Source organism: Xanthomonas hortorum pv. cynarae, assembly GCF_002939985.1.
Classification (GTDB): Bacteria; Pseudomonadota; Gammaproteobacteria; order Xanthomonadales; family Xanthomonadaceae; genus Xanthomonas; species Xanthomonas hortorum_D.
The window spans coordinates 26,456-49,531 of sequence record NZ_MDFM01000034.1 but is presented as its reverse complement, the minus strand read 5'-3'; the positions used below and the strand labels follow the sequence as shown (position 1 = coordinate 49,531).

The window sequence follows — 23,076 nt, the reverse complement described above, 5'->3', positions numbered from 1 at the left end:
GCGAGCGTCAACTCAACACCAGCTTGCAGATGATCCACCTGGCATTCCTGGCGTTGCTGCTTAGAAGACTTTGAACAGGCTCTCAGAACAACGCACGTCATGCATTGCTTGCAACCATGCACACCGACCATCTCGACTGGTCCTTGCCCGCTCACCGTCGCGGGACCTTACGCGGCATGGATGCCGCGTAAGAGCCTACACGGACGTACTTGCGGCGTGTCCCGCGATGGTGGGCGGGCAAGGACCCTGCAGCCAAGCGCAGATCAGCCGCTCTGCAAGCGATTTGTCCGCGCTATCCAATCGCTCCAAGACAACCGAGATTTCGACTCTTAGCGGCATTTAGATTCAGTCAATAGCGCAGTAAGTCGAGGCCACCGCACCAGAAAGTTATTCGGTTGCTCTTTTGAAGTATGCACACCGACCATTTCGACTGGTCATTGCCCGCCCACCATCGCGGGACCTTACGCGGCATGGATGCCGCGTAAGAGCCTACACGGATGTACTTGCGGCGTGTCCCGCGATGGTGGGCGGGCAAGGGCCCTGCAGCCGAGCTACAGATCATCCGCTCCCCAATCACGGCATCTACGTGGTGCATACCGCCCGAGCAACAGCGTCACCGCCTGATGGCCAAGAAGTAGTTCTTAATCGCGGTAAGGACCAGCACCAAGACCCTGCTTTGGCTTTTACGAATCCCCAATTCCCAATCCCAAATCACCGCCCCCCCAATCAGCCCGTATCCAACCCATGCTTGCGCAGCTTGCGATACAGCGTATTGCGGCTGATGCCCAAGGCATCGGCGGTGCGGCTGACGTTCCAGCGATGGCGTTCGAGTTGCTGCTGCAGCACCAGGCGCTCGGCCTGATCGAGTGCGACGCGGCCGGGCATGTCGTCGGCCGCCACCGCGCGGCCATCGACCAGACACGGCGCGCTGCCGGCATCGACGATTTCCTGCGGCAGATTTGGTAGCCGGATCACCCCATCGCTGCACAGCACCGCCGCCGTGCGCAGCACGTTGCGCAACTGGCGCAGATTGCCTGGCCAGGCGTAACTCAGCAATTTGTGCATCGCTTCTTCGCTGATGCGCACGCTGTGCTCGCTGTTTTCTTCGCGCAGCAAGGTGCGAATCAGCTCGGCCTTGTCGCTGCGCTCGCGTAGCGGCGGCAGATGGAGTACCACGCCATTGAGCCGGTAATACAGATCCTCGCGGAACTCGCCGGCTGCCACCCGCTGTGCCAGATCGCGGTGGCTGGCGCTGATCACGTGCAGTTCCAACGGTACCGCGCGTTCGCTGCCTAACGGCGTGACGGATTGTTCTTCCAGCACCCGCAGCAGGCGGCTCTGCAACGGCAGCGGCATGTCGCCGATTTCATCCAGAAACAGCGTGCCGCCACTGGCCTGCAGCAATTTACCGTGGCGGCCTTCGCGCGCCGCGTCGGTGAAGGCGCCGCGTGCATAACCGAACAATTCGCTTTCGATGAGCGCTTCTGGAATCGCCGCGCAATTGATCGCCACAAACGCACCATTCGCCCATGGCGAGCCCCGATGCACCGCCTTGGCAAACTCTTCCTTGCCGGTCCCGGTGTCGCCGCGCAGCAAAATCGACACGCGATGCGCTGCCAGTTTCAACGCATTGGCCAGGTTGTGGCGCATGCGCGGATCCGAGCCCACATGCTCACCGGGTTGCAGCTCGGTATCCGGCGCCAGCTGTGCCGGCCCGCCTACCGCCGGCAGCGCAGGACGCGCACGGGGCGGGCGCACCAACGCGTAGAAACGTCGCCCGTGGCAGGCACAGCGGATCGACCACAAGGTGCCCGCGTCGCTGCCGGCACGGTGTTCGAGGGTATCGAAATCCAGCTGCATCACCTGCGAGATATTGCGGCCCACCAGCTGGCTGCGATCGACCTTGCCCAGTTGCTCCAGCACCGCCTCGTTGACCGCCAGCACACGGCCGTCGGTATCGATCGCGATCAATGCTTCGTGCAAGAGTCCTGCGAATTCCGGCCGGCTATGGAAGCGCAGGATGAAAGCGTGACCGAACTGGTTGAGAAAATGCGAGCGCGAGATCTGCGCCGCCGACATGCTCACCAACGCCACGGTGTGGCGCTGGATCTGCTTGCCGTCCTGCGCATCGGGCGTGGAGGCATCCAGCACCGCCAGCAGGCCGCCGTGCGGGTCCAGGATCGGCGCGCCGCAGCATGACAACGGCAGATGGCGGGTCAGATAGTGTTCGCCACGGTGCACGCTCACCGCCGTGCGCTCCACCGCGCAGGTGCCCAGACCGTTGGTGCCCTGATGACATTCGGCCCAGCTGGCGCCGCAGAACAGGCCGGCCTGGCGAAATTCGCGCAGCAGGGTCGGGTCGTGCACGCTGTGCAGCACGGTCGCTTCGGCATCGGCAAAGATCACCGCATAACCGCTGCCGGCGATCTGCTCGTAGAGGTTTTCCATTTCCACCTTGGCGATGCGCAGCACCTCGCCCAAAAGCTGCTGGCGCTCGCGCACGTGCAAGGCGTCGTGCACCAGCGCTTCGGGTGGTGCCTCGGGCAGCAGCGAATGCTCGTCCAGGCAGCGTCGCCACGAGCGCGACAGTGGCGCGGCCAACGGGGCGATGTCGCGCAGCCGGCGGATCTGCCGGAGCACATCCGGTTCGATCTCAGGCAGGGCGATGGACGTAGCGGCGACAACGCTTGGCTCGGACATGGGCCAGCGTTCCTCAGTGAGCGCGAAGCGTCAGTAGAGGCACAGATCGGGCTGATGCTCAAACTGCATTGCAGCAACTGCATTGCAGCAAATTGCGTTGCATCAACTGCATTGCTGATGCGGATGCCACGGTCAGCGATGGCAGGTGCCGGTGTGGCGGTTGTCCGCTCAATACCGAGCGAGGCCAACGAGCCCCTCTCCTGCGGGAGAGGGGTTGGGGTGAGGGTACGGTGCGAAGCCTTGTGCTGTTCAAACTGCACGTGGCTTCGCTCGTACCCTCATCCGCCCCTGCGGGGCACCTTCTCCCGATGGGAGAAGGGTAGAGCGGGCTCTACGCTGCTTATCTGAGCAGCCTCAGAGCGCGTAACCAAACTGCTGCTTGAACTGGTCGTTGAACTCGGTGAAATCGAAGCGCTGATTCTGCGTGCCTGGATGTTCCACCTTCAGTGCGCCCATCAAATTGCCCATCCGACCGATCGTCAGCCAGTCGTAGCCGCCCTGGATGCCGTAGATCAGCCCGGCGCGGAAAGCGTCGCCACAGCCGGTCGGGTCGACCACGCGGCGCTCGTGCGCCGGCGGGATGTCGTAGGTCTTCTCCGGCGTATGCACCAGCGCGCCCTTCGGGCCTTGCGTGGTGATGTAGGCCTGCACGCGCGAGACGATGTCCTTCTCGTCCCAGCCGGTGCGTTCCTGCAGCAGGTTGGACTCGTAGTCGTTGACCACCACGTACTGGGCCTGCTCGATGAACTGGCGCAGCTCCGGGCCGTTGAACAACGGCATCGCCTGACCGGGATCGAAGATGAAAGGGATACCGGCGGCAGCGAACTCTTCCGCGTTCTGGATCATGCCTTCGCGCCCGTCCGGGCCGACCAGGCCCAGGGTCACGCCGGGCACGTCGCGCACGTGGTTTTCGTAACTGCGCATCATCGCGCCCGGATGGAACGCGGTGATCTGGTTGTTGTCGTGGTCGGTGGTGATGAACGCCTGCGGGGTAAACAGATCATCGATGATCTTCACCCGCGACAGGTCGATGCCCAGCGCTTCGAAGTGTTCGCGATAGGGGCCGAAGTCCTGGCCAACGGTGCCCATCGGAATCGGCGCGCCGCCCAATAAATGCAGGTTGTAGGCAATGTTGCCGGCGCAGCCGCCGAACTCGCGGCGCATGCGCGGTACCAGGAACGACACATTCAGGATGTGCACCTTGTCCGGCAGGATGTGATTCTTGAACTGGTCCGGGAACACCATGATGGTGTCGTAGGCGAGGGAACCACAGATCAGTGCGGACATCGAGTCAGGCCTTTGCGTAGGGAAATACCCGCCAGTTGCCGGGTATGGCAGCGGGGCGGCGCGAACGCCGCGGCGCAAAGGGTAACGGCTGCGACCGATCAGAGCCACAACCGCATGCCATGCCCGGCGTGACCGGCACATGAAAACCCGGCCGAAATACCTGATTTTTCCTTGCTCGCACCGGGGGGGATTGCTAGGCTAGTGGACTTCGTTTTTCGCCCATTTTTTCGCCACTCTGGCGGCAGGGCACGCGACTCCTCAGGAACGGCTCCCCCGATGTTCAAGAAACTCCGCGGCATGTTCTCCAACGACCTGTCCATCGACCTGGGCACGGCCAATACGCTGATCTACGTGCGCGGGCAGGGAATCGTACTGAACGAACCATCGGTGGTGGCGGTACGTCAGGACCGCGCAATCGGCGGTACGCGTTCGGTGGCCGCCGTCGGCGCCGAAGCCAAGCAGATGCTCGGCCGCACGCCCGGCCACATCACCACGATCCGCCCGATGAAGGACGGCGTCATCGCCGACTTCACCTACACCGAGGCGATGCTGAAGCACTTCATCAAGAAGGTGCACAAGTCGCGCTTCCTGCGCCCGAGCCCGCGCGTGCTGGTGTGCGTGCCGGCCGGCTCCACCCAGGTCGAGCGCCGCGCCATCAAGGAATCGGCGGAAGAGGCCGGTGCGCGCGATGTGTATCTGATCGAAGAGCCGATGGCTGCTGCGATCGGTGCCGGCATGCCGGTGACCGAAGCGCGCGGTTCGATGGTCATCGACATCGGCGGCGGCACCACCGAAGTGGCAGTCATCTCGCTCAACGGCATCGTGTACTCGCAGTCGGTGCGTGTGGGCGGCGACCGCTTCGATGAGTCGATCACCAACTACGTGCGCCGCAACCACGGCATGTTGATCGGTGAAGCCACCGCCGAGCGCATCAAGCTGCAGATCGGCTGCGCCTACCCGCAGGACGAGGTGCAGGAGATGGAAATCTCCGGCCGCAACCTCGCCGAGGGCGTGCCGAAGATGATCAAGATCAACTCCAACGAAGTGCTCGAAGCGCTGCACGAGCCGCTGTCGGGCATCATCTCCGCGGTCAAGCTGGCGCTGGAGCAGACCCCGCCGGAACTTTGCGCCGACGTCGCCGAGCGCGGCATCGTGCTCACCGGTGGCGGCGCGCTGTTGCGCGACCTGGACCGCCTGATCTCCGAAGAAACCGGCCTGCACGTGCAGGTGGCCGACGACCCGCTCACCTGCGTGGCCCGCGGCGGCGGTCGCGCGCTGGAGCTGGTGGACATGCACGGCAACGAGTTCTTCGCGCCGGAGTGAAGCTTTCGGGATTCGGGAGTCGGCATTGGGGATTCGCAACGCGTGTCCCGGCCTTCGGCCTTGACCGATTGCGTTACAGCCCTGTTTGTCTAACGCTTAGTCGTATCGGGGGCAGTCGACCGCTCCTCGAATCCCCAATCCCGACTCTCAAATCCCGGCCTTAAAGTGCCCTCCTACGCCGGTCCTCCCGTCGCCTCCCGTCCTGGCGAAGTCACCTCCACGCTGCGCCTGCTGGTCTATCTGGTGCTGGCGATCGTGCTGATCGCGCTCGATAGCCGCGGTAGCTGGCTGAGCCAGCTGCGCATGCAGGCCAATCTGCTGATCCAGCCGATCTGGGCGGTGGCCGGGCTGCCGGGGCGGATCGGTTCGCAGGTGCGCGACAACGCCGCCACCCACGCGCAGCTGGTGGAAGAAACCCGCTCGCTGCGCAATCAGCTGCTGGTGGCCAATGCGCGCCTGACCCGGCTGCAGACCGCCGCGCTGGACAACGCGCAGCTGCGCGAACTGCTCAACGTGGCCGAGCGGCGCGGCCTGGACGTGCAGCTGGCGCCGATCCTGGATATCGACCTGGACCCGACCCGTCAGCGCCTGTTGCTGGATGCCGGCAGCCGCGATGGCGTGCTGATGGGCCAGGCGGTGATCGATGCCGGCGGCCTGATGGGCCAGGTGATCGAAGTCACCCCGCTGCATTCGACGGTGCTGTTGCTCACCGACCCCGACCACGCAGTCCCGGTCAGCGTCGCGCGCAACGGCGTGCGGCTAATCGTCTACGGCCGCGGCGACCGGCTCGAACTGCGCGATATCCCGCTGAGCGCCGGCGTGCAGGTGGGCGATGAGATCGTCACCTCCGGCCTGGGTGGCCGCTTCCCGGCCGGCTTCCCGGTCGGCAAGGTGTCCGAGCTGCATCCGGACGACACCCACGCCTTCCTGGTCGGCGAACTCACCCCCGCCGCCAAGCTCGATCGCGGCCGCGACGTGTTGTTGCTACGCGCCGGCAAACCGCTGCGGGTGGTGCCTGGGGCCGGGAGTGGGGAGTCGGGAGATGGGATTCGCAACGGCAACAGCAACAGTGTCGAGGCGGCTGCGGCCAGCGCGCCAGCGAGCGCGCCGGTGACCGCAACACCACGCACGCCGGCGGGCGGAGTTTCCAACACAGCGATTGATCCGGCACACCCGACGGCCGAAGCGGCATCGGGCACCGGCACCGCGCCGCGTGCACGGTCCGCGTCGACACCTGCCGCGCCCGCCGCGCAGCCGGCCCGCGCGCCAGCGTCCGTCCGTCCGTCCACCACGCTGGCCCGCCCCCCCGCGTCGAACGCATCCAACAGCCCGATTCCCGATCCCCGTCCGGCTTCGCCGCAGGGCGTGCGGGCGGCGGGAACAGGGAATGGCAGCGGCGCGCAGACGCCAGCTGGCCGTGCGAGCGGTGCGCGGCCGCCGCAGAACACCGCTCCTAACGATTCCCCACTCCCGACTCCCGATTCCCGCCCGGCTCCACCGGAGACGGACCAATGACCCGCATGCGCAACACCTGGATCCTGCCGGCGAGCTTCGTCATCGCGCTGGTGCTGGGCCTGCTGCCGCTGCCGCTCGTGGTGCAGCCGCTGCGGCCGTACTGGCTGGCGCTGGTGCTGGCGTACTGGGTGATCGAGGAGCCTGACCGGGTCGGGCTGGGCATCGCGTTCGTGGCCGGCGTGCTGGCCGATCTGCTGTATGGCGGGCTGCTCGGCGAGCAGGCGCTGCGGCTGGTGATCATGACCTTCATCCTGCAGCGCTTCCGCGCGCGGATGCGCTTCTTTCCGGTCTCGCAGCAGGCGCTGGCGATCGGCGGGCTGCTGCTGAACGACCGCATCGTGTCCTCGGCGGTGCACCTGGCCGTGGGCGAGCCGACCCTGCCGTGGAGTTACTGGTGGGCGCCGCTGCTGGGCATGGCGCTGTGGCCGCCGCTGTTCGTGTTGCTGGATGCGGTGCGGCTGGGCAAGCGGAGCAAGAAGTAAGCCATGCACGGGCGTCGTCACCCCAAGAACCCGCACGCGGAGGCCGAGCAGTTCCGCCGGCGTGCGGTGCTGGGCTTTGTGATGGTGGTGGTGTGCCTGGTCGGCCTGGGCGGTTGGTATTTCAAGCTGCAGGTGCTCGACCACGAGGTCTACGCCACCCGCTCGGAAGCCAATCGCATCAAGCCCAAGCCAGTGGTTCCGGGGCGCGGCATGATCTACGACCGCACCGGCCGGCTGCTGGCCGAAAACGTGCCGGCGTTTCGCCTGGACGTGACCCCCGACAAGGTCACCGACATGGCCGCCATGCTCGCCGCGCTGGGCAAGGTGATCCCGATCGCGCCCGAGGATCTGGAACGCTTCAATCGTGAGCGCAAGGCGCGCCGCAGCTTTCTGCCGGTGACGCTCAAGCTGCGCATGAGCGATCAGGAAATGGCGCGCTTTGCAGTGGAGCGCTGGCGCTTCCCCGGCGTGGAGCTGGAGCCGTATCTGACCCGGCGCTATCCGTTCGGCCCGTTGTTCGCGCACATCATCGGCTACGTCGGCCGCATCGACGAAAAAGATCTGGCGGTGCTGGGCGAGGGCAATGCCGCGCTCACCCACATGGGCAAGTCCGGGCTGGAGCGGTACTACGAGCAGGATCTGCGCGGCCAGGTCGGATACGAGCAGGTCGAAACCAATGTGCAGGGCCGGGCGATCCGCACCGTCGGCCGGGTCGCGCCGCAGTCGGGCGCGGACCTGCGGCTGTCGGTGGATGCCGACCTGCAGCGCGCGATGGTGGCGGCGTTCGGCGAGCACGAAGGCGCGGCGATCGCCATGGACCCGCGCACCGGCGAGATCCTGGGCATGGTCAGCCTGCCCAGCTACGACCCCAACCTGTTCGTCAACGGCATCTCGCATACCGACTTCCGCATGCTCAACGACAACCCCTCGCGGCCGCAGTTCAACCGGCTGGTGCTGGGCGGCGTGGCGCCGGGCTCCACGCTCAAGCCGCTGATCGCGCTGGCCGGGCTGGATAGCGGCCTGCGCCGGCCGGAAGACCGGGTGTTGTCCACCGGCATGTTCTACCTGCCCGGCGTCAGCCGCGGCTGGGGCGACTCGCACCGCGGCGGCCATGGCTGGACCGATCTGCGCAAGTCGATCGCCCAGTCGGTCAACACCTATTACTACCGCCTTGCGGTGGACATGGGCATCGAGCGCTTCGACCACTACATGGGCGGCTACGGCTTCGGCGCGCCCACCGGCGTGGATCTGCTCGGCGAAATCGGCGGCATCCTGCCGTCGCCGGCCTACAAGTACAAAACCCGCAAGGAGCGCTGGTACCCCGGCGACACCGTCAATATCGCCATCGGTCAGGGCGACTGGAAAGTGACACCGTTGCAACTGGTGCGCGGCATCTCGGGGATCGCCAGCGGCCTGCTGCAGCGCCCGCATCTGGTGCTGGAAGAGCGCACCGGCTTCGATCATCCGTGGCAGCCGATGATCCAGCCGCCGGGCAAGCCGATCAGCCCGAATCCGGCGCATGTGCAGGTGGTGCGCGAGGGCATGATGGACACCATGCGCCCCGGCGGCACCGGTTATGCCATCACCCCCGGCGCGCCGTACCTGATGGCCGGCAAGACCGGCACCGCGCAGGTGGTCAGCCGCAGGGGCGTGGCGGCGGTGGACCCGCGCAGCCTGCCGATGCATTTGCGTCACCGCGGCCTGTTCGTCGGTTTCGCACCGGCCGACAACCCGGTGATCGCGGTGGCGGTGGCGGTGGAGGGCGGCGGCTTCGGTACCAGCTCGGCGGCACCGATCGCACGCAAGATCTTCGACGCCTGGCTGCTGGGCAAGATGCCCGCCGGCCTGGAGCCGCTGGACAGCGAGCTCGGCATGACTGCCGTGGGCGTCAACCAGTTCGAGGCCGGCGCCACCGATGCGCGTGCGGCCGGCGATGCGGCCGCAGCCACACTGGCCGAGTTGCCGGTGGTGATCGGCCAGACTGCCGTGGCATTGGACCCCAACACGCCGGCGCAGCCGGTAGTGCCGGATGTGCCCGATGCGGTCCAGGAGACCGACCATTGAGTGACATCCTGCGCTGGCTGGTGGACATGGTTGCGCGCTTCACGCGCAGCCTGGACTGGGTGCTGTGCCTGGCGCTGGGCGCGCTGATGGTGATCGGCCTGTCGGTGCTCAAGAGCGCCGGCGGCGCCGCCAGCGGCGATCATCTGGTGATGGCGCAGGGCGTGCGCTTCGTCATCGGCCTGGCCGCGATGTGGGGGATTTCGCGCATGTCGGTGCTGCGCCTGCGCGCCTGGACCCCGTGGGTCTACGGCTTGTCGATGCTGCCGCTGCTGGCGGTATTCGCGCTGGGCACCGGCAAGTACGGCCGCCAGTGGCTGGATCTGAAATTGTTCTACCTGCAGCCGGCCGAGTTGTTGAAGATCAGCCTGCCGATGATGGCGGCCTGGTATCTGCATCGTATGCCGCTGCCACCGCGCATCTCCACAGTGTTGGTCACCTGCATGATCATCGGCGTGCCCACTGCCTTGATCATGCTGCAGCCGGACTTCGGCACCGGCGTGCTGATCGCCGCCAGCGGCGTGTTCGTGCTGCTGTTGGCCGGGCTGCCGTGGTGGTGGGCGGCGGTGGGCGTGGGCGGTGTTTCGGCGGCCGCGCCGGTAGCCTGGTTCTGGCTGCTGCGGCCATACCAGAAGGACCGCATCATGATGTTTCTCAACCCGGAAAACGATGCGCTGGGCGCGGGCTGGAACATCATCCAGTCCAAGATCGCGATTGGCTCCGGCGGCTTCGACGGCAAGGGTTGGGGACTGGGTTCGCAATCGCATCTGAACTTCATTCCCGAGCAGACCACCGACTTTGCGTTTTCGGTGCTCAGCGAAGAATTCGGCTGGATCGGCGTGGCCACCGTGCTGACCTTGTATCTGATCGTGATCGGTCGCTGCCTGTGGATCGCCTCGCAAGCGCGCGACACCTATTCGCGGCTGATGGCCGGTGCCACCGGGCTGGCGTTCTTCGTCTACGTGCTGGTCAACGGCGGCATGATTTCCGGCCTGCTTCCGGTGGTCGGCGTGCCGATGCCGCTGATGAGTTACGGCGGCACCTCGGCGGTGTCGCTGCTGGCCGGATTGGGCCTGGTGATGGCGGTCAAGGCGCATCGTCCTGTGCATGGGTATTGAGCTAGGCCTGGGTATGCAGGCAGATGCAAAGCATTACATCGCCTAGCGACAAACCGTCGATTGCAAGGACCACTTAAAGCCAAGGCACTCGATCCGATCTGGAGGGGACATCTAGCGTGTAATCCACGATCTGAATTACCGCTTAGGTATGCGTTCTACTCGATATGAGTAATCAGGTGCCCAAGCTTTTGTGGCGGTGCGTACCGATCCTGTGCCGTAGGCTGATCCTGTAATCTGATAGACGATTGTCTGATGAAAAAGCCAAGGATCCGAGGATGAAAGGCACCGCATCATGAAAGGAAAGATCAAGATCGGCGTCGCCATTGGGCTCTTGCTGTTTGCCTTAATCGGAGGGGTTCTCCTCTCCGGTCAGTTGATCCTGATGCTGTTGAAGGTGGCTGGGCCGCTCAGCTTTGGCACCTACTGGTCTTATATCAAAGCGCTCGACCTCCCGCAGTTCGCTCCCTATGCCACCAAGATCAAGCTGGCCGGCGCCATCGGCTTTGGTGTGCCACTCCTGGCCTGGTTCGCACTGCTGATCCCGCTGTTCAAGCCAAAGGCCGCCGCCTTGCATGGCGACGCGCGCTTTGCCTCTGGCAGTGATCTGGCCAAGAAAGACATGCTCAAGCCGTCGCCAACCGGCATCGTGGTCGGCAAGCACGGCGGCAAGTTGGTGCGCTTGCCCGGCCAGCAGTTTGTGATCCTGGCCGCGCCCACGCGTTCGGGCAAGGGCGTGGGCATCGTCATTCCCAATCTGCTCGACTACCAAGGCTCGGTGGTGGTCCTGGACATCAAACAAGAAAATTTCGACCTGACCTCGGGTTGGCGCAAGAGCCAAGGCCAAGAGGTCTTTTTGTTCAACCCCTTTGCCGAAGACGGGCGCACCCACCGCTGGAACCCACTCAGCTACATCTCACCGGATCCCGCGTTTCGCGTGTCGGATCTGATGAGTGTTGCGGCGATGCTCTACCCGGATGGCTCCGACGCCCAGAAGTTCTGGGTGAGCCAAGCCCGCAACGCCTTCATGGCGTTTACGCTCTATTTGTTCGATAGCTTGGACGATCAGATCAAGCGCAAGCACCCGAAAGACACCTGGATGTTCCCAACCCTTGGGATGCTCTATCGCGTGTCGTCTGGGGATGGGAGCGACTTGAAGGGCTATCTCAAAAAGCTCTCGCAGCGCGACTTCCTGGGCCGCGACGCCAAGATGGCGTTCGACAATTTGCTCTCGCAAGCCGAAGAGACCTTCGCCTCGATCATGGGCACGTTCAAGGAGCCGCTCAACCAGTTCATCAATCCGATCCTGGATGCATCAACCAGCGACAACGACTTCCTGCTGACTGATGTGCGCAAGAAGAAGATGAGCATCTACATCGGCATCCAGCCGAACAAGCTTGCCGAAAGCCGCTTGTTGATCAATCTGCTGTTTAGTCAGCTCATCAATCTCAACACCAAAGAGTTGCCGCAGAACAACCCGGCGCTCAAACACCAGTGCTTGCTGTTGATGGACGAGTTCACATCCATCGGCCGGGTCGACATCATTGCAAGCGCGGTGAGCTACATGGCCGGCTACAACATCCGCTTGCTGCCGATCATCCAGAGCATGGCGCAGCTGGACGCGACCTATGGCAAGGATGTCTCGCGTACGATCATCACCAACCATGCGTTGCAAATCGTCTACGCCCCACGCGAGCAGCAAGACGCCAACGACTACTCGGACATGCTCGGCTACACCACGGTGCGCAAGAAGAACAAGTCGCATACCAGTGGCAAGCAAAGCAGTGTGTCCTACTCTGAGACCGAGCAACGCCGTGCCTTGATGTTGCCGCAGGAGTTGAAGGCAATGGGCTTTGACAAGGAAGTCTTCCTCTACGAAGGCATCCCAAGCCCGGTGCTCTGCGAGAAGATCAAGTATTACGAAGATGCCTACTTCACCAAACGGCTATTAGCGAAAGTAGAAGTTAAGGCGTTGAGGTCGCTAGTTGAATGAGCAAAGGTGTGTGTCAGAACGATTGCAATGATGACGTGCGTTGGTAGTTAATTTTTGATTCCAAATCACTGATGTGAGAAGGTGGGATGTCAGTCCATGAAAATGAAAATCGGCAGTATGAATTGAAATGTCCAATTCCACAGGAGTTGGACAATATTTTAAAAAGTCATCCTGCGTATCTATCGCGACTGCAGAATGCGCTTGATCAATTCTCGGAAAATTTGCCGGGCGGTGAGTTCTCGACGGAAAAATACGGGCCCGCCTACAAAAGAATGATGGATATGGTGTGCGCCACGCTGAATGAATTTCATCGTGAGGCATCCCAAGATCTTGATGCTGCAATTGTAAGCGTGAGGCTTGCTGAATCAGTCGGTGACAAGACGAAAAATGTTTTTTTTCGAGAAGTCGCCGAAAAAAGATACAGGGATTTTTCGGCATTCCCCGTGTATCGCGACTACTTTTCCGATCTTTCGCCTGTAGTTGAATATCTTGCGTCGCGCGGAAAATAATTTATCGGTAGTCTAGCTGTTTATTGATTTGTTTTTTTTCTTAAAACGGTGTCGATATGCATTTTCAATGCCTGTTCATGAAATCATTAAAGGTTGGGATATCAATATGGCATTCGTGAGCGAGTTTATTTCATCTGACGATATTGCTAGATATGATATTTTGTCGATTGACAGTAAATTTTTGGTTGGAGGGACCAGGGCAAGAGATTGGGTCATCGATCGCGATCGTGAAATCTATTTGCGAAACGTGGCACATGGTGGTGGCGGTGAATCTGAAATTCGCAATCAAACACAATGGACTTTTTATTGGCGTGGCGAATTGCTGACGTTGCGAATTGATATGCTTGAAAGCGGTGGAGGAAGAAATGGAGCCGGTTGGTCTCGTTGGATGCTAATTTGGATCAATGGCGGGAAAGGCCTGCCGGCTCATCTAAATTCAGATGTGCCACAATTTATCGAAGACTTGGGTTTGGCATTGACTGCGCACAAGGGGTTTGGAGGGGTCCACTCAAGATATATCGATTACGACGCCCAGGTCGAGATATCGGAGGGCTGTGTGAGATGAAAAGTGCATTGAGTGCGGAAGAAGCCATTACTTCACTGAGGGGACGACCGGATGCATATCGCTCAGGCGGAGATCTGCGTGCACTTGTGGTGCAGGTGAACTTTAATGATGTGGAGTATTAATCAGTGCTTATGGGTTGGAAGATGGCTTGTTGAGGATGTGTATGATGAAATTTTAAGGATGCATGTCCTTGGACAGAGAAGTGGAAAATAAAATCCACCTTTGTCATGATGGATGGATGTAAGGGGCGAAATGCTTTTGACTTGGATATAGAAATGGAAGAAGACAATATGACTGTCCAGAGTGGTCCAAAGAAAGGTGAGTTCTACACATTGATGCCGGACATCCGCAGCAACTGGAAGACCTCGGGCGTCGTATTTGAAAACGAGAAAGAGCTTCTTACGCCGCCTCGTCGCATCTTGCGTCCAGTCAAGGGCGGAATTCCGCCACTTCGTCAAACGCCACTGCTTGTCTACGATCCCAAAAAGGGCAAGATGCCCCGCGATCTTGAAGGCATCTATAGCGGCTACTGGCTTGTCTCGGAGCGCTTAAAGAACGTCTTTGAGGCGGTTGATCCGCAGGGATTTGAGTTTGCCGAATGTGAATTTCGATTGCCCGATGGGTCAGTTGGCCCAAAACACTACCTCTGTGATGTTGTGCGTGTGCTCGATGCGGTGGACGAAGAAGCATCAGAGTTGAAGGTTGAGATCAGCGATGATTTCGTCAATGGTAAGTTCTATGACCTTTCCGGTGGCGCCAAGCTGGCCTTTGATAAAGGCGTTATTGGGTCGGCGCATATTTTTCGCGTTCCCTACTCAGGAATACTTGTTGTGTGCGATAGCGTGCTTCGCGAGGCTGTCAGGCATGCCGGGATTGGAGCCAAGAGTCATTCGGACGGGCTGTGGTTTGCCGACGCTGCTGATCAGTAAGACTGCTCAAACCATGTAGAGGTGGCTTCATGGCAAGACCGCGCCCGTTGTTTCAGGATCATCATGTTATCGAGCAGCAAACACTCGATAACAGTCCGTTGCTAAGAAATCTTGCTGACGACGGCTTCTTTGAGATGGATGCGCAGCGCAATCGCATCTTTATGCCAGCAAATAAAAATCTTGCATCGGCGCTCCACTTGCCACCACACAGTGGAGGACCAATTGGCACGTATCAGTCTGGCACACTAACTTGGCTCGATCGGTTTGAACGGAGCGCTGACGGTCAGAAGATGCTAGCGGGTGATCCCGATGCGGCGCAGAGGCTTGCCGCGAAAGTAGAACGCTTGCAAGACACCATGCGAACGGGGCTGATCAATAGTGATCTTTACACCAATGCGCCATTAGGCCTGAAAGCGGACGACATTCGGCCAAGGGTGCAGTCCTTTTTCGGCAACGTCCCCAGCTACGAACAAGTGCACCAAGCACAAATTAGCCGCTTTGGACAAATGCTGCCGTCAGAGCTGGCCTGGTCATCGATCACGCAGTCCGAAATGCATGTTTCCCGCACACTGCAAGTGATGGCTCAAGCGAGCGAGAACCTGTCCAAGGGCGGCAATCCTGCTCTCGAACGCACTGTGCTTTCGCAAGCCATTGCCGAGGCACACGCGAATGGCCGTTTGAACTTCTCTGAGCAGGGGATTTTGCAAGTCGAGCAGGCTTTAGGAGCGGATGCGGCGAGGCCGCTACGCATTCCCGCAGGCCAGCGCGGCTTTGCCACGCCCGAGCTTCTGGCAGGTAGCTTGTCAGCAGGCCAAGCACTTCGTGTAACGGGATTGCTGGCATCGGCGACCGATGCGATTGGGACCAGTCAACGGGTGAGCACATTGCTCGCGCAAGACAACCTGCTGGGTGCTAAACAGGAGTTGCGCAACTACGCCGCTAACAACGCAAGCGCCTGGGCCGGTGCTTGGGCAGGAGCGGAGATCGGCGCATTTGGTGGCCCAGTTGGCGCTGCCGTTGGTGGGGCAGTGGGGGGCATTGCCGGTTACGTGGTGTCTGGCAAGGTGATGGCCACCTTGGATGAGCGCGCGATCACGCACCAAGTAGATTCCTTGGGCAGGCAGTGGAGCTTCAACGGGCGGCAATGGGTGCAGCCGATGGCTGCTGATCTTCGCGCCGATGCAATTGACCGTCCTCAGCAGACAACGTTTTCGGCAGACTTCGATACCCGCCGTGAGTTGGACTACCGAGCCGCCAATACATCGGTCGAACTGGCAATGAGCCGGATGCCGCCACCGCGTAGCCCTTACAACTTGGAAGCCAGCAGCACTGATCTTCCGAGCTTGTTGCCGGCGAACTGGACGCGTGACGCCGACACCGGTCAGTGGCAGCGCACCCGCGTTACCGACATTGATCCAAATGGCGGCAACACCACTCAGGCCGAATTTGCGCCGGCTGCGCGTGCTGCGCAATTGGACGCGCAAGCTGCCGAGGTCTTGGAAAGCAATATCGTGCAGGGGCCAGCGGCGCTCGCCGCTCGGTATCAGGTCGCGCACCGCCTGGATGGCTGGGACACGATAACCGGCATTCAATCGCCGTCAGCCGTCACTACTGCGCTTGACACGGACAACTTACAGGCGTCCAACAGCAAGCAATATCAGTTTGCTGACGGTGTGTGGCGCCATAACGGCGAGGTGGCAACCGGCACAATCGCTGCGGAACTGTCGGCCACACGCGTTGCCATACAGCCACATCTCCAACAACACGAACAAACGATGGCTGCGCTCCCAGCATGGCAGCGCCCGACTCAGGATCAGTTGGACCTTTCGAGCCTGGCGACAACCTATGCAGGTTATGGCCTCAATCCGAATGTCGAGTCCCTTGCTGCCATCCAGTTGGCCATCAACACCACGCGTGCAAACTCGGGCCTGGATGCGTCAAATTCTTCTTTGACGCTCGATCCCGATGCACAAGGCGCGCGTCAGCTCGACAGCCCCATTGCCCATTTGCAACGCGGCAGCGACGGTGTCATCCGAGTAGCAGCGGTCACCAGTAGCGAAGACATCCAACACGCGCGGGAGCAGGTGCAAGCTCACGCCCAGGCGTCTCCTGTGCCCGAGCTTGGCGAACAGCAGATCGAACATCGTTCGCCTCAGGAGCGCGACGCCTACGAGCAAGCGTTGCGGGAGGCCAATCGGCAAGGGGTTTCCACGCAAGAAGCGCAACAGGTCGCAAGCTTCGCAGCAACGACCGTCACTGCCCCGCGTGTGGATGGAACCCAAGCGCCTCAGGCAGCCATTGACGTGCGGCGGGATCGAGATGTTGCACGCACACCCGACGCGCCTGCTGTTGCGGAGACGGCAACGCCTGCCCCCGGTCGTTATGCCTGCATCCGCCAGCGCGCCTCTGCAGGAAGACGCGCGCCCGATCGCCAAACCTGCCGAACCGAAGCCCGAGCCTGTCCCGCAACGCGAACCACAAGAGACCCAACCGCCTGTGGTTGCTGCACCCTCGACAGTCAGCGCAGTCCAGCCGAAGGCAGAGGCGACCTTCCCAGCCTTGGCAAGCGCATCTGCGCCGAGTGCCGGGCCGGCATCATCCGCTTCGACCTCTGCCGATCAAGCGCCTACTCAGGCCGCTGCGCCAGTGTCGCCGGCATCCCATGAAGTGGAAGGGCTGCGCCTGGGCGACCGAGGGCGAGAGGTCGAGTTCTTGCAGTATCGCTTGCAGCAATTAGATGCCCGGGGACCGAACGGCCAGGCCGTGCCGCAAGACGGGCACTACGGTCCGGAGACCGAACATGCGGTAAGGCAGTTCCAGCAAGACCAGGGCTTGCCGGCAACAGGCATTGCCGGCCAAGAACTGGATGCAGCGCTGTCGCAGGCACAACACGCGCGCCGAGTGTCCTTGAAACCCACAGAGCCGACATCGGCAAATGCAGCAGTGGAGCAGGGCAGTGAGCAGCAAGCCCGAGTAGTCACGCCACAGAACGATGTGCCATCGTCTACTTCGGTGCAGGCAGAGCAGCAAGATGCGGTGCGAGCGTCGTCGCCGGCAATCCCAACGCAGAGCGAAGCGCCGGCACAGATCGTCTTGCCTGAGCGCACGTCCTCCTATGCGTTATCGCCTGGCTTCGGTGGGACAACTGCCCGCTCAAACGCATACGAACACGATGAGGGTCGGGTCGAGCAAATCAGGCCATCCCAAGACGTCGCTCAACAGGGGTTTTCCTCTAATCATCGGGATTACGCCTTGTTCTCTGCCATCCAGGCGCAACTTCCGAAGGGCACTTCTGATGAGAAAACGGCCGAAGTGCTGCATGCCGTCAAAGAGTCGGGGATCGAGCGCGCGGATGAGCTGCGGAAAGTGACCGTCCACGATGATGTCGCCTTTGTTTTTGGCAAAACGCCGGGGTTCCACTCGGAAGTCGCGCTCAACACACCATCGCCTGGCATTGATGAAACCTTGCGAAAGACGGAGACGTTGGATCAGCAACGGGCGCAGGAGATGGTGCAGTTCCAGCGCCAGCGTGAGGAGATCGACAAGAACCCGTCGGGCCCAATGATGACGCTTGCTGTGCGCTCTCAACACCAAGCCATGTCGGATGCGTCCAGTGGCGATGGAGGTGGCGGTTGATGCTGGTCAATCAGAAAGAAAGATTTCTTGTCTAATGACAATCAACACGACATCGAGCTGAGTACCGAGTTTGAGTCTGTTCGCGCGCCGCTTCGACGTCCGATACGGCTGCTTGAAATACGGTGTGGTGATCGGGTAAGTCCCTGGATTGCTGAAACCCTGCGCAGACCACAACACACACGACACGCACATGTCACTCAGCTGACACTTTGCAAATTGCGCAAAGTTCTGCGCGCTACGTTGCAATGACGACACACCGCTGCAGTGCGGCTTCGTTCGTGCGGCGGCGGGTTCGCTTGCCTTGCGCATGTACGGGCGTTGCTCCGTAGAGTTCGTCACGCCGTTGAGTTTGCCGCGGCCGGGTCGCGTTGCTTCAGCAGGCACGCGCCATTCCTCTTTCAGGTGATCTTTCCCATGAAATTGCTAACCGCCGCCATCGGCGGTGTCTGTCTTACGCTCGCCGCACAAGCCGGCGCCATCAATCTTGCAACCGGCGATACGCGCGCTGTGTCCGAGCCGGCGATTCCTGCCACCTGCCAATCGGTGAGTGCCAGCCACACACCGAGCGCGCGCCTGTTCGACGCTGCATCGGAGAGTGCGCCGCCGGATACCAAAACTATCCAGGCCGCACTGGCCGCCTGCACCGGCAAAAACGGCAGCGTGCTGCTCAAGGCCGGCACCGGCACTGCGTTTCTCAGCGGGCCGCTGTCGATTCCCACCGGTGTCACCTTGGTCGTCGATCAGGGCGTCACTTTGTATGGCTCGCGCAATCCGGCCGACTACGGCAGCGGCTGCGGCACTGCCGGTGCCAAGAGCGGTGGATGTTTGCCGCTGATCAGCATCAAGGGCACCAAGTCGGGCGTGATGGGCATGCGCACCGGCGGGCGCCAGGGCACCATCGACGGCCGCGGCGATCTGCCCATGCTCGGCAAGAGCACCACCTGGTGGGAATTCGGCGAAAACGCCAAGAATGCCGGCCAGGTGCAGAACAGCCCGGACCTGATCAAGGTGCAGAATTCCAACACCTTCACCCTCTACAACGTCAATCTGATCAACGCGGCGTACTTTCATTTCTTCGCGCATATCGTAGATGGCCTGACCATCTGGGGCGTGCGGGTGAAATCGCCGGCCACCAGCCCCAATACCGATGGCCTGGATCTGGACAGCGTGGTCAACGCCAGCCTGGTCGATAACGATGTGATGGGCGGCGACGATTGCGTGGCCATCAAGACCATCGCCTCCAAGTCCGGCAACATCACCGTGCGCGACAATCGCTGCTACGGCACCCACGGCATTTCGATCGGCAGCGAAGTGATGTCCGGTGTCAACAACGTGCTGGTCGATAACAACGTCATCACTGCCACCGACGATGCCGGCAACCGCAGCACCGACAACAACGGGCTGCGCATCAAGACCAGCATCGCCAAGGGCGGGCCGGTCAGCCTGATCACCTATCGCAATACCTGCCTGTTCGGGGTGACCAGCCCGCTGGTGATCAACCCGTTCTATTCGACGGGCGGCAGCGGCACCAAGCCCAGCTTCAGCGAGATTGTCGTTAACGGCCTGCGTACCACGGGCGATGTCGGCCTCAAGGGCAAGGGCTGGATCCTGAAAGGCTTTGATGCGCAGACGCCGCTGGATCTGGTGCTGGCCAATCTTGCGACAGGCAACACCGCCGTCACTGCCAGCAATGCCCGGATCGGGCTGGTCAACAGTGACCTGACGGAGACTCAGTTGCAGGGCGCCGGTGTCACTACCGGCCCGGTGCAACTGAGTGGGGCTATTCCGACCTGCTCCACAGCGCCGCGTTTCCCGGCACTGTGATCGATCAGGCGCGTCCGAAGTCTCGGCCGCGCCTGATCTTGGTGGTTCTACGTTCCAAGGCGATGCAGCGCCGAAAAGTGATGCGTCGTCTGGAGCATCGACACTGATGGGTTGAGGCGGAACGCCGCCCTGCGTTACCGACGTTCGGGCGGCGAGGCACCAGCACTGGCCTTCGACATTCAGTACACCGCCGCTGGGCGATTCGCCGCTGCGATCTCCACCTCCCGCGCGCGTTGGCCCTTGCTCACAGCCCGCGTCATGCCGTGCCTTCACCGCAGGCATCCGACTTCTTCGCAGCGGGCGCATCCGTGCCGGCAGAGCGTTTTCGTGCGGTACGCGCGCATGTGGCGCGTACCGCGAGCGCCCGTCAATGCTGCAGCATTGCCTGGAATCCCACTAAAGCTCTTTCGTTTCATGGTCTTATTGCCAGAAGTTCATCTGGTCTCTGTTACTCTCGGCCGATGATTCGACGCACCCTGACCTGCCTGCTCACCCTCGGCCTTGTCGCCTGCGCGACCCAGCCCAGTCTTCCGACCCCGCCGCCGGCCGCCAGCGCGCCCCCGGCCAAGCCGCCGAGCACGCCGGTCGCACCTGCCAGTGCCGCCGCCGAAGCGCCCGCATTGCCGCCGGTGGACCTGACCCCGGTGCCGTTCGAGATCGCCCGTGCCAACTTCGTGCGCGACACCGCCGCCAAGTACGGTATCGACGCGGCCCAGATCGAAGCGGTGCTGGCACAGGCACAATTCAAGGATGCGATCGTCACCGCGATGTCGCGCCCGGCCGAGCGGGTCAAGCCCTGGAACGAATACCGCCCGATGTTCATCACCCAGGCGCGGATCGACGGCGGCCGCAAGTTCCTGGCCGAGCACCGCGCCGAACTGAGCAAGGTCGAAGCGGCCACCGGCGTGCCGGCGCAGGTGATCGTGGCCATCATCGGGGTGGAAACCAGCTATGGCAGCAACGCCGGCAAGTACCGCGTGCTGGATGCGCTGTACACGCTGGCGTTCCGCTATCCGCGCAGCGGCGACCCGGCCAAGCTCGAACGCGAAGTGCGTCGCGAGCTGTTCTTTCGCGATGAACTCGGCCAGCTGTTCGCGCTCGGCAAGGAAGAGCAACTCGATGTCACCACGCTGATCGGTAGCTATGCCGGCGCGATGGGCATGGGCCAGTTCATGCCGTCCAGCTACCGCCAGTTTGCGGTGGATGGCGATGGCGACGGCAAGCGCAATCTGTTCACCGACCACAACGACGTGTTCGCCTCGGTCGCCAACTACTTCGTCAAGAAGGGCGGTTGGGTGCGCGGTGGTCAGGTCGCCGTACCGGCCACGCTGGCGGCCGGGCGCGAGGAATTCAATCCCACCGACTGGTCGCCGGTGTACACGCTGGCCGACCTGTCCGCGCGTGGCTACCACCCCAACGCACCGGTGGTGGCCGGCAGCACCGCCACCCCGATCAGCCTGGACGATGCCAACGGCAAGCAATATTGGCTCGGCTTCCAGAACTTCTACGCGATCACCCGATACAACATTTCCAAGATGTATGCGATGGCCGTGTTCCAGCTGTCCGAGGCCATCGCCGGCAAGGAGTTACCCCCGGCATGAACAGCATGACAGGCCCCAAGTGGCTGATCCCGATGGCGCTGATGCTCGGCCTGGCGGCCTGTAGCAGTGCACCGAAGAAGAGTTCGGGCAGCGCAGGCAGCGGCGCGATCAAGGGCGTCAAGGTCGAAGGCAAGGGGCCGGCGTATGTCGCCACCGGATGCCCGTCGAGCTCACCGTACGCGGCAGCGAAGGAAGATCCGTCCACGCGTGGCGATTACACCGCCGGCGGCCTGTACAAACCCGGCGTCAAGGACACCACCCCGGACCATGTTCCCAACGTGGCCTGCATTCCCGAGCCGCTGGTCAGCAACGAGCCGCGCTCGGCGGTGGGCAATCGCTCGCCGTATGAAGTGCTGGGCAAGCGCTACGTGGTGATGGACAACCCCGGCGACTATGTCGAACGTGGCACCGCCTCGTATTACGGCAGCAAATTCCACGGCAGGCTGACCTCCAACAAGGAGGTCTACGACATGTACGCCTTCACCGCCGCGCACAAGACCTTGCCGCTGCCCAGCTTCGCGCTGGTGACCAATACCGACACCGGCGACTCGGTGGTGGTGCGCGTCAACGACCGCGGTCCGTTCCACGATGGCCGCGTGATCGATCTGAGCTACGCCGCTGCGGTGAAGCTGGGCATCACCGGCAAGGGCACCGGCAATGTCGAAGTGCGCGGCCTGACCGAAGCCGACAACGGCAATCTGCTGGCCAAGCGCCGTAATGGCGTGGCACCTGTCGCTACCGGCGTTGCCGCAGCGCGGCCAGCCTCGGGCGGCAGTCAGATCGATGGTCTGGTGCAGCGTCTGCCCAACGGCACGGTTGCTCCGCGCGCGGTGGCGGCAAGTTCGGCTGCCGTACCCGTGGCGACATCGATCGCCGCCGCGCCGGTCACTGCGGCAGGTGAGCGTTGGCGCTATCACGTGGCCGATTCGCGCCAGCCGGGCAATCCGGACAATTTCGATGCGTGGATGAAGTCGCAAGGCGTGCGTGTTGCGACCGGCAAGCCGGCAGCGGTTGCGCCGCGGCCGGCATCGGCCACGGCATCGACGCCTGCGCCTGCCGCACCGGTTGCGGTCGCTGTGGTCAAGCCTGCAGGCAGCGCGCCGCTACGTGCGACCAAGCCCGAACCGGTGCCTGCCAAGGCACCCAGCGTTGCCGAGACCGCACTCGGCGACATCCTGTTGCAGGTCGCCAGCTTCGCCAGTCGCGAAAACGCCAATCGGGCGCTGTCGCAGCTGGCTTCGGCCGGCATCGCCGGTGCCAGCGTCAGCGACATCGTCAGTGGCGGGCGCACCCTGTGGCGCTTGCGGGTGAATGCACGCGACCACGCCAATGCTTCGGAGATCGCCCAGCGCATCGCCGGGCTGGGCTTCGGGCGCCCGCAAATCGTCGCCAACTAAGCGTTGCGTCTTAAGCCCAGGGATCAAGGCAGCCGCCCAGTCGTCGACTGGGCGGCCGGCAGGGTTGGCGCACTGAATCGGCTGGTCCACTCGCTCACTCTGGATGCAGCGTCGTCTGCCTCGCTCGATCCCGACGCGC

At 62.3% G+C, this 23,076-nt stretch carries 17 protein-coding genes; 14 read left to right on the top strand and 3 right to left on the bottom strand.

Annotated elements, in window-relative coordinates; all coding sequences use genetic code 11:
• Positions 1 to 726: 726 nt before the first annotated feature.
• Both XcyCFBP4188_RS19025 and XcyCFBP4188_RS19020 read right to left on the bottom strand, forming a co-directional pair.
• Positions 727 to 2,700 (bottom strand): sigma-54-dependent Fis family transcriptional regulator, encoded by a 1,974-nt coding sequence (locus XcyCFBP4188_RS19025; protein WP_006452027.1) that lies wholly within the window; start codon positions 2,698 to 2,700, stop codon positions 727 to 729.
• 354 nt (positions 2,701 to 3,054) lie between these two features.
• Positions 3,055 to 3,987 carry a carbohydrate kinase family protein gene (locus XcyCFBP4188_RS19020; protein WP_006452026.1) on the bottom strand — a complete coding sequence of 311 codons (933 nt, stop codon included), beginning with the start codon at positions 3,985 to 3,987 and terminating at the stop codon, positions 3,055 to 3,057.
• Positions 3,988 to 4,263: 276 nt separating this feature from the next.
• Between XcyCFBP4188_RS19020 and XcyCFBP4188_RS19015 the strand changes: the two genes are divergently transcribed.
• The 11 genes from XcyCFBP4188_RS19015 (at position 4,264) to XcyCFBP4188_RS23685 (ending at position 18,115) form a co-directional block, all read left to right on the top strand.
• Positions 4,264 to 5,310 carry a rod shape-determining protein gene (locus XcyCFBP4188_RS19015; protein WP_006452025.1) on the top strand — a complete coding sequence of 349 codons (1,047 nt, stop codon included), beginning with the start codon at positions 4,264 to 4,266 and terminating at the stop codon, positions 5,308 to 5,310.
• Between the two features lie 165 nt (positions 5,311 to 5,475).
• Positions 5,476 to 6,825 (top strand): rod shape-determining protein MreC, encoded by a 1,350-nt coding sequence (mreC, locus tag XcyCFBP4188_RS19010; RefSeq protein ID WP_046933158.1) that lies wholly within the window; start codon positions 5,476 to 5,478, stop codon positions 6,823 to 6,825.
• A complete protein-coding gene (gene mreD / locus XcyCFBP4188_RS19005; RefSeq protein WP_006451888.1) occupies positions 6,822 to 7,307 on the top strand; it encodes a rod shape-determining protein MreD in 486 nt (161 codons plus the stop codon). The genes mreC and mreD overlap by 4 nt, the downstream gene beginning before the upstream one ends.
• Positions 7,308 to 7,310: 3 nt before the next feature.
• On the top strand, positions 7,311 to 9,371 hold the full coding sequence (gene mrdA, locus XcyCFBP4188_RS19000) for a penicillin-binding protein 2 (protein WP_104592634.1): 2,061 nt from the start codon (positions 7,311 to 7,313) through the stop codon (positions 9,369 to 9,371).
• On the top strand, positions 9,368 to 10,486 hold the full coding sequence (gene rodA / locus XcyCFBP4188_RS18995) for a rod shape-determining protein RodA (protein ID WP_104592633.1): 1,119 nt from the start codon (positions 9,368 to 9,370) through the stop codon (positions 10,484 to 10,486). Before mrdA ends, rodA begins: the two co-directional genes overlap by 4 nt.
• 292 nt (positions 10,487 to 10,778) lie before the next feature.
• Positions 10,779 to 12,476, top strand: a complete 1,698-nt coding sequence (locus XcyCFBP4188_RS18990; RefSeq protein ID WP_046933762.1) for a type IV secretory system conjugative DNA transfer family protein — start codon at positions 10,779 to 10,781, stop codon at positions 12,474 to 12,476.
• 86 nt (positions 12,477 to 12,562) lie between these two features.
• Positions 12,563 to 12,985 carry a hypothetical protein gene (locus XcyCFBP4188_RS18985; RefSeq protein WP_006451131.1) on the top strand — a complete coding sequence of 141 codons (423 nt, stop codon included), beginning with the start codon at positions 12,563 to 12,565 and terminating at the stop codon, positions 12,983 to 12,985.
• Between the two features lie 67 nt (positions 12,986 to 13,052).
• Positions 13,053 to 13,550: a hypothetical protein gene (locus XcyCFBP4188_RS18980; RefSeq protein WP_006451130.1), complete on the top strand. Its 498-nt coding sequence runs from the start codon at positions 13,053 to 13,055 to the stop codon at positions 13,548 to 13,550.
• A gap of 275 nt (positions 13,551 to 13,825) precedes the next feature.
• Positions 13,826 to 14,479, top strand: a complete 654-nt coding sequence (locus XcyCFBP4188_RS18975) for a DUF1629 domain-containing protein (protein ID WP_043909304.1) — start codon at positions 13,826 to 13,828, stop codon at positions 14,477 to 14,479.
• A gap of 29 nt (positions 14,480 to 14,508) precedes the next feature.
• Positions 14,509 to 17,145, top strand: coding sequence for a hypothetical protein (locus tag XcyCFBP4188_RS23690; RefSeq protein ID WP_325176182.1), 2,637 nt, complete (start codon positions 14,509 to 14,511; stop codon positions 17,143 to 17,145).
• Entirely contained in the window at positions 17,126 to 18,115 is a 990-nt protein-coding gene (locus XcyCFBP4188_RS23685) for a peptidoglycan-binding domain-containing protein (RefSeq protein WP_325176181.1), read from the top strand. The genes XcyCFBP4188_RS23690 and XcyCFBP4188_RS23685 overlap by 20 nt, the downstream gene beginning before the upstream one ends.
• A 6-nt stretch (positions 18,116 to 18,121) precedes the next feature.
• Here XcyCFBP4188_RS23685 and XcyCFBP4188_RS22690 read toward each other — a convergent pair whose 3' ends face one another.
• Positions 18,122 to 18,499, bottom strand: coding sequence for a hypothetical protein (locus XcyCFBP4188_RS22690; protein ID WP_139051539.1), 378 nt, complete (start codon positions 18,497 to 18,499; stop codon positions 18,122 to 18,124).
• A 30-nt stretch (positions 18,500 to 18,529) separates the two neighbouring features.
• Between XcyCFBP4188_RS22690 and XcyCFBP4188_RS18965 the strand changes: the two genes are divergently transcribed.
• From XcyCFBP4188_RS18965 to XcyCFBP4188_RS18955, 3 genes are all read left to right on the top strand, one after another.
• Positions 18,530 to 19,939 (top strand): glycoside hydrolase family 28 protein, encoded by a 1,410-nt coding sequence (locus XcyCFBP4188_RS18965; protein ID WP_104592632.1) that lies wholly within the window; start codon positions 18,530 to 18,532, stop codon positions 19,937 to 19,939.
• A gap of 461 nt (positions 19,940 to 20,400) precedes the next feature.
• The gene (mltB, locus tag XcyCFBP4188_RS18960; protein WP_104592631.1) at positions 20,401 to 21,540 is read left to right on the top strand and encodes a lytic murein transglycosylase B; all 1,140 of its coding nucleotides are present in this window, start codon (positions 20,401 to 20,403) and stop codon (positions 21,538 to 21,540) included.
• A complete protein-coding gene (locus XcyCFBP4188_RS18955) occupies positions 21,537 to 22,937 on the top strand; it encodes a septal ring lytic transglycosylase RlpA family protein (protein WP_006449333.1) in 1,401 nt (466 codons plus the stop codon). Before mltB ends, XcyCFBP4188_RS18955 begins: the two co-directional genes overlap by 4 nt.
• Positions 22,938 to 23,076: the final 139 nt, after the last annotated feature.

What these genes read in the sequence shown, in the direction of transcription:
- XcyCFBP4188_RS18965 (WP_104592632.1), top strand. Translation starts at nt 18,530, where the DNA reads ATGAAATTGCTAACCGCCGCCATCGGCGGTGTCTGTCTTACGCTCGCC.
- mltB (WP_104592631.1), top strand. Translation starts at nt 20,401, where the DNA reads ATGATTCGACGCACCCTGACCTGCCTGCTCACCCTCGGCCTTGTCGCC.
- XcyCFBP4188_RS23690 (WP_325176182.1), top strand. Translation starts at nt 14,509, where the DNA reads ATGGCAAGACCGCGCCCGTTGTTTCAGGATCATCATGTTATCGAGCAG.
- XcyCFBP4188_RS18985 (WP_006451131.1), top strand. Translation starts at nt 12,563, where the DNA reads ATGTCAGTCCATGAAAATGAAAATCGGCAGTATGAATTGAAATGTCCA.
- XcyCFBP4188_RS19015 (WP_006452025.1), top strand. Translation starts at nt 4,264, where the DNA reads ATGTTCAAGAAACTCCGCGGCATGTTCTCCAACGACCTGTCCATCGAC.
- XcyCFBP4188_RS18990 (WP_046933762.1), top strand. Translation starts at nt 10,779, where the DNA reads ATGAAAGGAAAGATCAAGATCGGCGTCGCCATTGGGCTCTTGCTGTTT.
- XcyCFBP4188_RS18955 (WP_006449333.1), top strand. Translation starts at nt 21,537, where the DNA reads ATGAACAGCATGACAGGCCCCAAGTGGCTGATCCCGATGGCGCTGATG.
- XcyCFBP4188_RS19025 (WP_006452027.1), bottom strand. Translation starts at nt 2,700, where the DNA reads ATGTCCGAGCCAAGCGTTGTCGCCGCTACGTCCATCGCCCTGCCTGAG.
- mreD (WP_006451888.1), top strand. Translation starts at nt 6,822, where the DNA reads ATGACCCGCATGCGCAACACCTGGATCCTGCCGGCGAGCTTCGTCATC.
- mrdA (WP_104592634.1), top strand. Translation starts at nt 7,311, where the DNA reads ATGCACGGGCGTCGTCACCCCAAGAACCCGCACGCGGAGGCCGAGCAG.
- XcyCFBP4188_RS18975 (WP_043909304.1), top strand. Translation starts at nt 13,826, where the DNA reads ATGGAAGAAGACAATATGACTGTCCAGAGTGGTCCAAAGAAAGGTGAG.
- XcyCFBP4188_RS19020 (WP_006452026.1), bottom strand. Translation starts at nt 3,987, where the DNA reads ATGTCCGCACTGATCTGTGGTTCCCTCGCCTACGACACCATCATGGTG.
- XcyCFBP4188_RS18980 (WP_006451130.1), top strand. Translation starts at nt 13,053, where the DNA reads ATGCCTGTTCATGAAATCATTAAAGGTTGGGATATCAATATGGCATTC.